Raw genomic sequence first — 13,391 nt, forward strand, 5'->3', positions numbered from 1 at the left:
TCCTTATTGTTGTGCCATTACTAGTTGATAGCAGGTAAAGACAGCCTAGAGTTTCATAAAAGCCCGATCAATCCGTGGTTCGGGTAAAAAACCGTCGGAGGAAAGGCAGTATGGGTTTCCCTGGGACCTGGATGACAGAGAGCGAAAGCGTCGTCTATCGGGTGGTTCCGAAATGTGCCTGCTCGACCATCGGGCAGATCATGTATTATTCGGACAATGGCAAGTTTTTTGACGGTGATATTCACGATGCCAAGGATGGCATGCACAAATGGGCCTTTGATGCGTCTCAGCCGCTGATCGAAGCCAATGTGCGCGGGCAAAATTCCTATGCTTTCACCTGCGTGCGCAATCCCTACACCCGTATCCTGTCGAGCTTTTTTGACAAGATCTGCGGTATTCAGCGGAACGGCAAGCGCTACCGCGGCAACCTGGTGCCGCTTCTGATCCAGAAATACGGGATCGAAGTGGGCGGCGATGACGGCAAGGACGATTTCGACCAGATCGCCAGCTTCCGCCGGTTCCTCCTATTCGCACGCGACACGATCCGCTGGCGCCGCCCCATGGACCCCGACATCCACTGGTCGGCCATGTCTGGCCATATCTCGACCTTCATCGTGAATGGCGGGCGCTACAACAACATCTTCTGGACCGAGAAGTTCAACGACGGGATGCAAAGCGTTCTGGACAATATCGAGATGAAACACGACGTGGTGCTGTCCGACGTGCCCCGGTTCAACGAATCCGAAGGCCACGGACCAAAACGTGCCCACCCGGTCGAGGACTATTTCGACGACCTGTCGATGCATCTGGTCTATGAAATCTACAAGAAGGACTTCCAGCTCTTCAAATACGATTTCGAGAACCCGGCCAACAAGATGCCCGTGGGTGAGATCGACCTGGACGAGGTTCATGCGAAACTGGGCGATTGACCCTGTGACATCCCGCGCGGCTGCGCTATGACGCGCACCGGGAACACAGGAGAGCCTGCACATGAAAGCACGCGTCAAATGGGCCGAGAACCGGACCTTCATCGGCAAATCCGGCACCGGACATAACTTCGTCTTCGGCACCAAGGAAGAGGACGGCACCACACCGGGCCCCAGCCCGATGGAACTGGTTCTGATCGGCACCGGGGGGTGTTCGGCCTATGACGTGGTGTCGATCCTGGAAAAAGGGCGCGAACCGATCGAGGATGTGGTGGTCGAACTGGACGCCGATCGGGCCGAAGGGACGCCCGCCGTCTTCACCCGCATCCACATGCATTTCATCGTGACGGGCCGGGGCGTGAACCCCGCGAAGGTCGAGCGCGCCATTCAGCTGTCGGTGGAGAAATACTGCTCCGCCTCGGCGATGATGGCAAAGACCGCCGAGGTCACACATGGGTTCGAAGTCATCAACACCGCTGCCTGATACCGTCGCTTTGGGTGCTACTCCCAGACAGGGCTGACCTGTCGGCAATCGCTACAGCCGACGTTCAGCCGGACGGGGCAGGAATAGTTGTCCCCGTCCCTGTTCACGATGAAAAGGTAGGCATAGTCGCCGGAATAATTGTCCTGAAACCAGGATCCGGACGGTGTGCCATTGGCCTGATTTCCCCAATCGGACCCGTTCCAGTCACCCGTGATCGAATAGTAGCATGTCGCCTGCTGCTGGCCATGGGACTCGGCTGCTATTGGCGAAGCCGCCAGACACAGCGCAAGCGCGGGGTAAATCAGTTTCATCTGGAGAGTCTCCTTTAAAGGGGGCCCGAACGGACACCCTGACCGAGGCACGACACGCGGCCGTTGCCAGCTTCGGACCGTGCAAAAACACGTGACCAAAGGATCAGCATCACATCTCCAGCCCGATGACGCAGTAAAGCACGTCTCAGGAGAAACTCATACGAGTTTTGAATTGCCGGCCGCTCAGTGCAGGCCTGCCTCGGCAAAGACAACGGAAAGAGGCCGTTGTGGGCGGGGGCCGATATGGCCGATCACCTCTGCCGCTGCGGCAACGCCCATCTGACCGCAGGTCTTCAGGTCCCGGCCCGTGGCCAGCCCATAGATGAACCCTGCGGCGAACTGGTCGCCCGCGCCGGTGGCATCGACCGGGGTCACTTCCGTCACCGGCACATGCACTTCCTGATCATCGGCCCGGATCACCACGGGATGGCCCGACCGGGTGCAAACCACAAGCGGGCAGACCATCGCCGCCTCCTGCAGGGCGGTAGCGAGGTCCTTTGTCTGGTAGAGCGACAGCCACTCTTCCTCGTTGCCGAACACGAAATCCATCTCGTCCTCGATCAACTGCTTGAAGCTGTCGCGGTGACGGTCCACGCAAAACGGATCCGACAGCGTCAGCCCGGCCTGCCCGCCCGCATGACGGCAGGCGGCAGCGGCGGCGCGGAAGGCGGTCTTGCCCTTGTCCTTATCGAAGAGGTAGCCCTCTAGGAAAAGGTAACGGGTGTTTTCCATCACTTCCGGATCCACGTCGTCAGAGGAAAACTCGGCCCCCGCGCCCAGGTAGGTGTTCATGGACCGCTCGCCATCGGGGCTGACGAAGATCATCGAGCGCGACGTAGGCAGCGGGTCGTCATCCGTGGGCGGGTTCGGAAAGGCGGTGCCCTCCTCTACCATCTTTTCAGCGTAGAACTGGCCAAGCGGGTCGTTCTTCACCCGTCCGACGAAAGCCGTTTCCAGCCCGAGGGTGCCGATCCCCGCCAGCGTATTGCCGACCGACCCGCCGGGGGCCTGAACCCGATCACTCATCGCGGAATAGAGCAGTTCCGCCCGCTCACGTTCGATCAGCTGCATGATGCCCTTTGTGATGCCCATATTGGCCAGAAAATCGTCGTTGCCGTGTGAAATCACATCGACAATCGCGTTTCCGATGCCAACCACGTCATATTTCTTTGTCATTCGGTTTTGTCCTCGAAGGCACAGAGATCTTGGATCAGGCAGGTCGCGCAGCCGGGCTTGCGCGCCTTGCATTTGTAGCGGCCGTGCAGGATCAGCCAGTGATGGGCGTGTTGCTGAAACTCGACCGGAATATTGTCCTCGATCGCGCGTTCAACCGCATCCACATCCTTGCCGGGACAGATGCCCGACCGGTTTCCGACGCGGAAGATATGGGTGTCCACCGCCTGCGCCGGATATCGCCACCACATGTTCAGCACCACATTGGCGGTCTTGCGGCCCACGCCGGGCAAAGACACAAGCGCCGCCCGACTGGAGGGCACCTCGCCGCCATACTCCTCGACCAGGATGCGGCTCAGTTTCATCACGTTCTTGGCCTTGTTGCGGTAAAGGCCGATGGTCTTGATGTGTTCGATCAGACCCTCTTCGCCCAGATCCAGCATCTTCTGCGGCGTATCCGCGATCTCGAAGAGCTTCGCGGTGGCCTTGTTTACCCCCACATCCGTCGCCTGCGCCGACAGCGCCACCGCCACCACCAATGTATAGGCGTTGGTGTGGTTGAGTTCGCCCTTCGGTTCCGGTTCGGCAGCTTGAAACCGGGCAAAGATCTCGTGGATCGTGTGGTAGGGGAGTTGTTTGGCCATGAACGCTTAATGCCCGTCCGGATCAGAAGGGTAAAGCCCCTCAGAGCCGCCTTGCCCCAAACAGATGGGCTTTCTGGGGAACGGCGTAGCCCTCATCGCTCAGGTATGGGGACAAGCGGCGTTCAATGTCCCAGAACACGGTTTCGGCGCGGGTCTCACCCAGGGCCACTATGTCTTTTCCCGCCGGCAATGACATGACCTGATCCTTCGGATTGCCGAACCGGCGAAACAGCTCAACCGTGTCCCGCCGTTCAACGGCAAACCCGGCCTCACCCAGAAGCGTTGCAATCATGTCGCCGTCCCTGAACGAAAACGGAGCCCGCGCCTTGCCCGCTGCATCTGCTTCACCTGCTGCCTCAAGCGCGTCTGCAATTGACCCGTTGAAGGGTGAGATCTCCGCCCAACAGGTGACATAGAACACCCCGCCCGGTTTCAAAACACGTGCGATTTCGGCAAGAGCAGCTGGTTTGTCGGGAAAGAACTGTAGCCCCTGCTGCACAAAGGCAATGTCAAAGGTTTCCCCGTCGCAGGGCATATCCACCACGTCCGACGCAAACCAAGTGAACCTGTGGCGGGAGTGGGAGGGTTCAGACCGCATTGCGACAGCGACCATGGCCTCGCTGATATCCGTCCCAACGATATGCCCCGTGCCCGGCAGATGCTCGGCAATGATGCGCGCTGCAACACCCGTCCCACAGGCGATGTCGATAACATGCCCGCCCTCAGGCAAGTCGATCTTCGCCATGGTCGCCCGCGCAAGCGGTTCGAACATCGCCGGAACGGCCTTGTTTTGATAATCGGCAGCGGCCGCTGCGGTTATGTCGAAGTTCTTGTTCTGGGCCACAATGCGTTCTCCAAGTCCTCGGGACATCAAGTGTAGCCTGTCACATCATGTTCGTCATGGCCCGCACCTGGGGGGCATCGAAGAACGTCAAAACTCTGGGCAGTAATACTCCGGCAGCGGCATATTCGGCAGATCGCAGCCGCAGTGACCTTCGGGCAGCGTGATCCTTTGCACCTCGACCCCCAAGGCCCGAATGTCCCGCGTCAGCGCGCGCAAGGTGACGGCCTGCTCGGAAAAGAGCGCATCGCTCATCAGGTCATAGGCATCATAATAGCGATCGTCCCAGCTATCGGGTTCTTCGATGGCAATCCCCTGACGGCTGGTGCATTCGACAAGAACCGATCGCGCCTCGGTACGCCCGTCGACAACGTGTTGCTCGGTGAAATGCACGGCCCCCGCATTGTCTCCGTTCAGGTAGGCGATACCACCGCCATCCAGCGGGCAATCCGGTAGCGGGATCACACAGGCCATGGCCGGAGTCGCAAGGACGGCCATAACGGCTGCGGCGCAAAAGGCCGTGGCGGGTTGGGACTTGGACATGGAACGTGTCCTTCTGTTGTCGCGCCTGAAACCTCACTTGGTCACGTTTGCTTGGGCAAAGACCTCCGGGGCGATTGAAATCAGAATTGACCGGTCCGTCGCTTCGAGCCCAAGCTTGCTGCAGAGTCGTTCAGACGGGGCATTCCCGGCGCGTATCCCGGTGAAGAACCCGGTCATGCCGTGCCTGTCGACCATACGCACCATCGACTCTGCTCCGAGCAGGATGGCGAGCCCCTGACCGCGAAAGCGATCATCCGTCGCCAGCATTCCCCACCAGAACTCGCGTCCCCGGCTACTGTCTGGATGGAATTGCGCCACGCCAGCGGATGTGGCCACCACCTCTCCATCATCAGTCTGCGCATAGACGCAAACCGCCGGTCGTGTAAGACCGCGCAGGAATTGCCCCATGGGCAACAAAACCTCGCAGGAGGCTGTCACCCGGTCCAGTTGCTGCATGACCACGGCAGGGGTATCGGCATCGACCTGCCTAATTTGCAGGCCCTCGGGCAGGGACCGGCTGGCCAGCACCGCTTGCGCGGCCCGAATGGCCCTGTCCCGACCTACCCAACTGACATATTCATCAAGTGCGAGCCCCGCCGCTTCCAGCGCTGCCCGGCGCGCAGCAGCGTCCGCCGCCGAAACACCTTCGCAGGACGAGACCCCTTGAAGGCGCGCCAGCGAAATCTGCTGCGCGAGCGACGTCGGCGCCGGATCGGTCACGCCGACCGCTCGGCCATGACAGCAATAGGCGGGATCGTCTTGAAGCAGCGTCCACATCGCCGCCGCACGCCGTTGTAGCCCCTTTTGGGCGGGCGACCCAAAAAATTCATCGAGCATATACTAATCCAAAAATGCCAATCTGAACGAGCCTAGCAGGCCGCTTGTCGTCTGTCTCGCATCAAAGCGGGGGATGCCCGGGGCACTGCAAGAAGATGCGCAAGAAACGGGTCGCGGGGATAGGCGAGGCGCATTACATCTGGGGGCAGGAGACGCACCAAATGACCCCACCCGACGACACCGCCTACCATTTCAACGTGATCCGCCGCGCGCTAGACGTGATCGATGCGGCCCCCGGTCCGGGGCCTTCATTGGAAGATTTGGCCAAAAGCCTTGGGATGAGCCCCGCCCATCTGCAACGGGTGTTTTCCCGTTGGGTCGGCGTCAGCCCCAAACGCTATCAGCAATATCTGACCCTCGACCACGCCAAGCACCTGTTGCGCGACCGGTTCACGACGCTCGCCACGGCAGATGAAGTCGGGCTGTCCAGCTCTGGCCGGCTGCACGACCTGTTCGTGACGTGGGAAGCGATGAGCCCCGGCGACTACGCGCGCGGGGGGGACGGCCTGGAGATCTATTGGGGCTGGTATGAAAGCCCCTTCGGCCCGACCCTGATCATGGGGACGGAAAAGGGCATCTGCGGCATCGCCTTCGCCGCCGAAACGGGGCCAGAGGCCGCGATGGAAGACATGCTGGGGCGTTGGCCCCATGCCCGCTTCACCGAAGATCCGATGGCGTTGAAGCCCTGGGCAGATGCGGCCTTTGGTGCTGAAAAGGGCGAGGCGCGGCTCTACCTGATCGGCGCTCCCTTTCAGATCAAGGTGTGGGAGGCGTTGCTGCGCATACCCACAGGCCATGTCACTACCTATTCGGAGATCGCGAGCGCTGTGGGCAATCCCAAGGCCGTGCGCGCCGTGGGCACTGCCGTGGGGCGCAACCCGATCAGCTGGCTCATTCCCTGTCACCGCGCCTTGCGCAAATCAGGGGGGCTTGGCGGCTATCACTGGGGCCTGCCGGTGAAACGCGCCATGCTGGCCTGGGAAGCGGCGGAGGAGGACGCGCGCGAAAGCGCTTAGGCGTCAGGCTTGCGCGCGGTGATGGAGAAATAGGTTATCGCGAAGAAGAAGCGGCCCTGCCGTGCGAGCGTTCGCTGTTCTTCGGCCCATGCCTTCGCCATATCCGCGGCCTCCGGCTCGGTCTGAATGGCATAGTTGGTCATCAGAATGATCATCATGTTCGCCAGACCGTCCGGGCGCAGGCTGGTGTCGGTGAACGTGATGGGGCGCACCGAGTCCACATTGTATCCGGCGTGGGTCAGGATCGATGGCAAACGCGCGGGAACGATCCGGTCTACCAGATGACAATCCCAGATCTCCTGCATCCGCGCCATTCGCTCGGGCTGGTCACTGAACCAGGCCAGCATGTCCCAATGCGCATCGCCCACAACCAGCCGACCGCCGGGGCGCAAAACGCGGAACAGCTCTGCCGAGACGGCGGGAAGGTCATCGAGATACTCGAAAACCTGCAGGGACACAGCCTTGTCGAAACTCGCTTCGTCAAAGGGAAGGCGTTCCGCTGCCCCATCCCGAATATCTACATTGGACAGCCCCGCGCATCTTTCCTGTGCCAAAGCGCGCATTTCGGGGCTGGGATCGAGGCCAACGACCTGTCCGCGTGGCCCAACAGCGCGCGCAAGCTCCTGCGTCAGCAAGCCGTTTCCGCAGCCAAGGTCAAGGATGCGATCACCAGAGACCGGCGCCACGTCGTCAAAAACCCTGCGCCTTCGCCGGGTAATATCCGCGCCTTGATACGCCGTTTCCAGGATTTCCGCCGTTTCAGCATCAAATGTCAGCAATGGCGCCCCCCTATCCGGACTACTACCATAGCACGGAAACAGGTTCCGCTCTTCTTGGGTTACCCGCCCGCCCTGATCTGCTCCATCTCGGCTTTCAGAGCTTCCTCAAATTCTTCCCGGAACTCTGCCACCCGCGCGATATATTCCTCGTTCTCATGCGGGGGCACGTCCAGGCGGTGAACGTCCGCCACCCGCAGCATCGCCTCGCGGTCCTGGGCATTGAAGGCCGAGATCATGGCTTCTGACCGGTTGCGGTCTATCCCGAAAGCCTCGATCACCGATCGCCCCATCCTCAGGCTGCTGTCATAGGTTTCACGGATGATATCGCGGCAGCCATGTTGCCAGAGATCATAGACATGGTCGCGGTCGGTTGCGCGCGCAATCACATGGACGTTCGGATAGGTAGACGTGACGTGATGGACGATCTGGGTGATCCCTTCGCGGTCGTCGATTGCCACCACCAGCACTTTGGCCTCGGCAATCCCCGCCGCGTGCAGCAGATCGGGCCGCGTTGCATCGCCGTAGTAAAGCCGCGCACCGAAGCGGGCCATGATATCGAGCCTGCGAGAGGAATAGTCGATCACCGTCGTCTGATGCCCCGCCGCCCGCGCGATCCGGTCCACCAGCCCTCCGATCCGGCCAGCGCCTGCAATGATGACGTTAGAGCCTTCGGGCATTTCATCGGCTTCACGCTCGGCCTCTAGCGTATACCGGGGGCGGATCACCTTGTCATAAAGGATGAAGAGAGCCGGGGTCAGCAGCATGGACAAGGCCACCACCAGCAGCAGCTGATCGGCCAGCGCCGCCGGTATGACCGCATTTACCACGGTAAAGGAGAGCAGCACAAAGCCGAATTCGCCCGCTTGTGCAAGGCCGAGTGCAAACAGCCATTTGTCGGCACCCCGGATCTTGAACAGCATCGCCAGAACCAGCAGCACAGCTACTTTCAGCGCCATAAGACCAAGCGTCAGGGAAATTGTGGTTCCCAGGTTTTCAGCCAGAAGGGCAAAGTTGACCCCGGCCCCCACGGTCATGAAGAACAGGCCAAGCAGCAGCCCGCGGAACGGGTCGATATCGCTTTCCAACTCATGCCGGTAGGGCGAGTTCGCCAAAACAACACCGGCCAGAAACGTGCCAAGTGCCGGGGACAGCCCCACCAATGACATCAGCAGCGCGATGCCGACCACCATCATAAGCGCGGTTGCGGTGAACAGCTCTCGCAGATTGGCGACCGAGATAAAGCGGAAGATCGGCGTTGTCAGATAGTTGCCGCCCATAACCACCACACCAACAGCACCAAGCGTGACCAGCGCCGTCTGCCAGCCATTCAGGCCATCAACAAGGCTAAGCCCTGGCCCGTGACCACCGTCTTCCCCGTGGCCCGCCCCATGGCTCAGCGCGTCGACCAACTCGGGCATGGCCAGCAGGGGAATGAAGGCGAGCATCGGGATAACGGCGATGTCCTGCGTCAGCAGCACTGCAAAGGAAGACTGTCCACCATCGGAACGCATCAGCCCCTTTTCATTAAGCGTCTGCAGGACGATGGCCGTCGAAGACAGCGCAAAGACAAGCCCGATCGCCAAGGCAACTGAAAAAGGCTGACCAAGGGCCAGGGCCACGGCCATGACTGCTGCTGCCGTAAGGCCTACCTGCCCGCCACCAAGCCCTAAAAGCTGTGCGCGCATCGACCAGAGATTCTTGGGCTCCAGCTCCAGACCCACCAGAAACAACATCATGACCACGCCGAACTCTGCGAAATGCTGGATCGAGGTCACATCCACATGCAACAAGCTCAGCACCGGGCTTATGACAATGCCGGCAATCAGATATCCCAGCACCGACCCAAGCCCGAGTCTTGAGGCGATTGGTACGGCAATCACACCAGCAATCAGAAAGATGAACGCAAGCAGCAAAAAATCGGTCATAGATGTCCCCTTTACGAAGGGCAGAGCCTAAGGCAGAAACCAGTGAATGCAACTGGCGATTGCAGTCCTCAGCCTGTTGAATCGGGCCGCCCGAAGTGCGCGGGTTTCCGCCTGATAACAAGTTACTGCTGCCACAGCGAAAATCCGCTGCTATAGTCGCGCGGAAACCCCCGCAAAAGACCGGGTCCGGACTATTGGGAAAGGCAGCCATATGAAAACCCCCACCCGTATTATCTCTCTTAGCCTGATTTCGGTCATGGGTCTCGCCGCCTGTGAACCGGCTTATCTTCAGGATCCGAACCAGAACCGCACCCGTGACGGGGCGGTGATCGGTGGTATGCTCGGGGCCTTCCTTGGCGCTACTGCCGACAATGACAACCGGGGCCGCAATGCGGTGCTTGGGGCCGCCGCAGGGGCCCTTGTGGGCGGGGCGATCGGCCATTCGCTGGATCAGCAGGCCGCCGATCTGCGCGCCTCGATGGCCAATGAAAACGTCGTCATCGACAACCGAGGCGATCACCTTATGGTCACCATGCCCGACGGCATCCTGTTTGACACCGACAGCGCCGCGATCCGCGCCGGGTTACAGGCCGATCTGCGTGCCATGGCCCGCAACCTGCAACAATACCCGGCCTCGACGGTGGACGTGATCGGCCACACCGACAACGTCGGATCGGCCGAGTATAATCAGGATCTGTCAGCTCGCCGCGCCAGCGCGGTTGCCGGGGTGCTTCTGGAGCAGGGCGTCGACCCGGCCCGCGTGCGCAGCTTTGGCCGGGGAGAAAACGAACCGGTGGCCACGAACCTGACGCCCGAGGGCCGCCAACTGAACCGCCGTGTGGAAATCATCATCCGCCCGACCAACTGAGCTTACGCTTTCACTGGACTTCCCTTGATCTGGTCACTTAATCTGACCAATCAGAGGGAGGTCCACGAATGCCATTCCAACGCATCGACGCAGAGAAGCTGTCGCAATCGGTTGTTCGCCAGATCGAGCAATTGATCCTGCGTGGTATTCTGCGTCCGGGTGAGCGCTTGCCGTCCGAACGCGAATTGTCGGAACGGCTCGGCGTGTCACGACCCAGTTTGCGGGAGGCGATTGCGGAACTTCAGGACCGTGGCCTTCTGGCCACCCGCGCGGGGGCGGGCATTTACGTGGCCGACGTTCTGGGCAGCGCCTTTTCCCCCGCCCTGATCCGGTTGTTTGCCGCCCATGATCAGGCAGTGCTGGACTATATCGGCTTCCGCCGCGATCTGGAGGGGGTTGCCGCCGCCCGCGCCGCCGTGGCTGGAACGGAAACCGATCTCAAGGTCATCAACACAATCCTGCGCAAGATGGAAGTGGCGCACACCAAGCGGAACCCGGCGGACGAAGCGGAGCTTGACGCGCAGTTCCACCTGGCAATCATCGAGGCCAGCCACAACGTGATCATGCTGCACATGATGCGGTCTATGTTCGATCTGCTGAAAGAGGGCGTCTTTTACAATCGCCAGGTCATGTTCCGGCAGCGTAACACCCGTGACATCCTGCTGGAACATCACCGTGCCATTAATGACGCCATCCAGGCCCGCGACCCAAACGCGGCGCGCGAAGCCGTGCATGTCCACCTGACCTTCGTGGAAGAAGCACTGGACCTGCAAAACAAGATCGCCAAGAACGAAGAGATCGCCAAACTGCGCTACGCGCATGAGCAGGAACGCTAGGGAACCCAAGCCGGCGGTCGCCGATTACATGCGCCAACCCCTGCCAGATTGCCTCCTTGCTTCCGAAAATGGGCCACTCATGGCAGTCTTCGCCGGATCAAAGGAGGGTCTGAGTGATGGGCTACTATGATCTCGGTGACTACAACCGGAAAGTTTCAACAGCCTCTGACAAAGCACAAAAGTGGTTTGATCGGGGCCTTATCTGGACCTACGGCTACAATCACGAAGAAGCGATTGTCTGCTTTCAGAAAGCCCTGGCCGCCGATCCGGATTGCGCCATGGCGCATTGGGGAATCGCGTATTGCATCGGGCCCAACTACAACAAGCCGTGGGAAGCGTTCGAGGACGAGGAAAAGCCTGACTGCATCGCTTTGGCAAAAGCTTCCCTTGAGGCCGCATCCCGGGTGCTTGATAGAGTGACACCCGTTGAACAGGCGCTGATCGAAGCGCTTTCAACCCGCTACCCAGCCTCGTCAGAAATCGAGGATTTCGGACCTTGGAATGATGCCTTCGCAAACGCAATGAGGAAGGTTCACGCCGACTTCGGTCACGACCTCGACGTTTGTGCCATTTTCGCTGAGTCGTTGATGAACCGAACCCCATGGCAGCTTTGGGATCTGCCGACAGGGAAACCGGCGGAAGGCGCCGACACGCTCGAGGCCATCTCCGTGCTCGACACGGCCTTTGAATCGCTTCCGGGTGCGTGGGAACATGCGGGGCTGCTGCATATGTATGTCCACCTGATGGAGATGTCGCCGCATCCCGAACGCGCGCTCCGCCATGGAGATGCCCTCAGCACCATGGTGCCTGATGCGGGCCATCTTCTTCATATGCCCACCCATATCGACGTTTTGTGCGGCGATTACATGAACGTCGTGCTTCGCAATCACACCGCCATCGTGGCCGACCGGAAATTCCTTGAACGCGAGGGCCCCGACAACTTCTATTCCGTCTATCGGTGCCACAACTATCATTTCAAGATCTACGGCGCGATGTTCCTCGGGCAACCTACGGCCGCGCTGGAAGCCGCCGAAGAATTGATTGCAACGCTCCCGTCGGACACCCTTCGCCCCATGGCCGATTGGTTCGAAGGGTTCATCCCGATGAAACAGCATGTGCTGATCAGGTTCGGGCGCTGGCAGGATATCCTCGATCAGGACATGCCAGAGGATGAGGAGTTGTTCAGCGTGACAACCGCCATGATGCGCTATGCACGGACGGTTGCCTTGGCAAATCTTCACAAGATCTCGGATGCCGAGCGTGAACAGGCCGCGTTTTACGAGGCACTGGCACGGGTGCCCGAAACCCGGATGCTGTTCAACAACACCTGCCGCGACATCCTGAAGGTGGCCGAGCAGATGATGCTGGGTGAGCTCGCTTATCATAAGGGCGAGCATGAGACGGCTTTCGCGCATCTGCGCAAATCGGTCGAGATTGACGACAACCTGCCATACGACGAACCGTGGGGATGGATGCAGCCAACGCGCCACGCGCTTGGGGCCCTTTTGCTTGAACAGGGACATACAGACGAAGCAGAGGCGGTGTATCGCGCCGATCTGGGGCTCGATTCAACGTTGAGCCGCGCCTGTCAACACCCCGGCAATGTCTGGAGCCTTCACGGCCTGCATGAATGCCTGACCCGGCGCGGCGAAACGGTTGAAGCAGCTCATATCAAATTGCAGCTCGACAAGGCCGCCGCCCGTGCAGAAGTCCCGATCAAGGCATCGTGTTATTGCCGCCAAAAGGCGCTGGCAGCAGAGTAGCCATTGGCAAACGCAAAGGGGTCTTATCTGCCACCGCGCTCTATGATGCGCAATGGCGGCGTTGGCGACCAGCGCCCTCCACGCATGTTCACCTGCTCAAGGGGCATCGCTATTCCGGCGAGCCGCCGATCAGACCACGGTGGAAGTCCGTCTCGATCGTTTTGAACATCAACAGGTTCGGACAGGTCACGCCAAGCCACACCGCGCGCTGACTTCCAAAGACTGCTGATACCTCGACCCGCATTGCCCTCTGGCGACGCCCATGCCTCACTTTTGCACCGCCAAGCTAAGCTTCGCGCATAAGAGGGTTGGGGGAGCTGCAAGACGGCCTGAAGGGTTGAGGCCTGCGCCTGTTACACAACTTAAGGTAGCGACGATCCCGATTGGAACGGGTCACTCTTTCATCAAGCTTTTACCTTGAGCATGCCCGGAAATGGGCATGTTG

The 13,391-nt window shown here is 60.1% G+C and carries 14 protein-coding genes; 6 read left to right on the top strand and 8 right to left on the bottom strand.

The window, feature by feature from the left end; translation table 11 throughout:
• Nucleotides 1-110 precede the first annotated feature (110 nt).
• On the top strand, nucleotides 111-929 hold the full coding sequence (locus tag ACROHD_RS14270; RefSeq protein ID WP_432678813.1) for a sulfotransferase family protein: 819 nt from the start codon (nucleotides 111-113) through the stop codon (nucleotides 927-929).
• Nucleotides 930-990: 61 nt separating this feature from the next.
• Nucleotides 991-1,410 carry an OsmC family protein gene (locus ACROHD_RS14275; RefSeq protein ID WP_432678814.1) on the top strand — a complete coding sequence of 140 codons (420 nt, stop codon included), beginning with the start codon at nucleotides 991-993 and terminating at the stop codon, nucleotides 1,408-1,410.
• A gap of 17 nt (nucleotides 1,411-1,427) precedes the next feature.
• Here the strand turns inward: ACROHD_RS14275 and ACROHD_RS14280 are convergent, their stop codons facing one another.
• From ACROHD_RS14280 to ACROHD_RS14305, 6 genes are all read right to left on the bottom strand, one after another.
• A complete protein-coding gene (locus ACROHD_RS14280; RefSeq protein ID WP_432678815.1) occupies nucleotides 1,428-1,721 on the bottom strand; it encodes a hypothetical protein in 294 nt (97 codons plus the stop codon).
• 183 nt (nucleotides 1,722-1,904) lie between these two features.
• On the bottom strand, nucleotides 1,905-2,897 hold the full coding sequence (locus tag ACROHD_RS14285; protein ID WP_432678816.1) for an adenosine kinase: 993 nt from the start codon (nucleotides 2,895-2,897) through the stop codon (nucleotides 1,905-1,907).
• On the bottom strand, nucleotides 2,894-3,538 hold the full coding sequence (gene nth, locus ACROHD_RS14290) for an endonuclease III (protein WP_432678817.1): 645 nt from the start codon (nucleotides 3,536-3,538) through the stop codon (nucleotides 2,894-2,896). Before nth ends, ACROHD_RS14285 begins: the two co-directional genes overlap by 4 nt.
• 40 nt (nucleotides 3,539-3,578) lie before the next feature.
• A complete protein-coding gene (locus ACROHD_RS14295; RefSeq protein WP_432678818.1) occupies nucleotides 3,579-4,409 on the bottom strand; it encodes a methyltransferase domain-containing protein in 831 nt (276 codons plus the stop codon).
• A gap of 60 nt (nucleotides 4,410-4,469) precedes the next feature.
• Entirely contained in the window at nucleotides 4,470-4,922 is a 453-nt protein-coding gene (locus ACROHD_RS14300) for a hypothetical protein (protein WP_432678819.1), read from the bottom strand.
• A 33-nt stretch (nucleotides 4,923-4,955) separates the two neighbouring features.
• On the bottom strand, nucleotides 4,956-5,759 hold the full coding sequence (locus ACROHD_RS14305) for a GNAT family N-acetyltransferase (protein ID WP_432678820.1): 804 nt from the start codon (nucleotides 5,757-5,759) through the stop codon (nucleotides 4,956-4,958).
• 161 nt (nucleotides 5,760-5,920) lie between these two features.
• Here ACROHD_RS14305 and ACROHD_RS14310 point away from each other — a divergent pair, with 161 nt between their 5' ends.
• Nucleotides 5,921-6,775, top strand: a complete 855-nt coding sequence (locus ACROHD_RS14310; RefSeq protein WP_432678822.1) for a bifunctional helix-turn-helix domain-containing protein/methylated-DNA--[protein]-cysteine S-methyltransferase — start codon at nucleotides 5,921-5,923, stop codon at nucleotides 6,773-6,775.
• Here ACROHD_RS14310 and ACROHD_RS14315 read toward each other — a convergent pair.
• Both ACROHD_RS14315 and ACROHD_RS14320 read right to left on the bottom strand, forming a co-directional pair.
• The gene (locus ACROHD_RS14315) at nucleotides 6,772-7,554 is read right to left on the bottom strand and encodes a methyltransferase domain-containing protein (protein ID WP_432678823.1); all 783 of its coding nucleotides are present in this window, start codon (nucleotides 7,552-7,554) and stop codon (nucleotides 6,772-6,774) included. The two genes, ACROHD_RS14310 and ACROHD_RS14315, sit on opposite strands and share 4 nt — an antisense overlap.
• A gap of 59 nt (nucleotides 7,555-7,613) precedes the next feature.
• Nucleotides 7,614-9,479 (bottom strand): cation:proton antiporter domain-containing protein, encoded by a 1,866-nt coding sequence (locus ACROHD_RS14320; RefSeq protein WP_432678824.1) that lies wholly within the window; start codon nucleotides 9,477-9,479, stop codon nucleotides 7,614-7,616.
• A gap of 211 nt (nucleotides 9,480-9,690) precedes the next feature.
• Here ACROHD_RS14320 and ACROHD_RS14325 point away from each other — a divergent pair, with 211 nt between their 5' ends.
• From ACROHD_RS14325 to ACROHD_RS14335, 3 genes are all read left to right on the top strand, one after another.
• Nucleotides 9,691-10,347, top strand: coding sequence for a YiaD family glycine zipper/OmpA-like lipoprotein (locus ACROHD_RS14325; RefSeq protein ID WP_432678825.1), 657 nt, complete (start codon nucleotides 9,691-9,693; stop codon nucleotides 10,345-10,347).
• Nucleotides 10,348-10,415: 68 nt separating this feature from the next.
• Nucleotides 10,416-11,183, top strand: coding sequence for an FCD domain-containing protein (locus tag ACROHD_RS14330; protein WP_432678826.1), 768 nt, complete (start codon nucleotides 10,416-10,418; stop codon nucleotides 11,181-11,183).
• A gap of 116 nt (nucleotides 11,184-11,299) precedes the next feature.
• Nucleotides 11,300-12,946, top strand: a complete 1,647-nt coding sequence (locus ACROHD_RS14335) for a tetratricopeptide repeat protein (RefSeq protein WP_432678876.1) — start codon at nucleotides 11,300-11,302, stop codon at nucleotides 12,944-12,946.
• The last annotated feature ends 445 nt before the right edge of the window (nucleotides 12,947-13,391 follow it).

The sequence above is a fragment of the Nioella aestuarii genome (genome assembly GCF_050896395.1).
Classification (GTDB): Bacteria; Pseudomonadota; Alphaproteobacteria; order Rhodobacterales; family Rhodobacteraceae; genus Nioella; species Nioella aestuarii.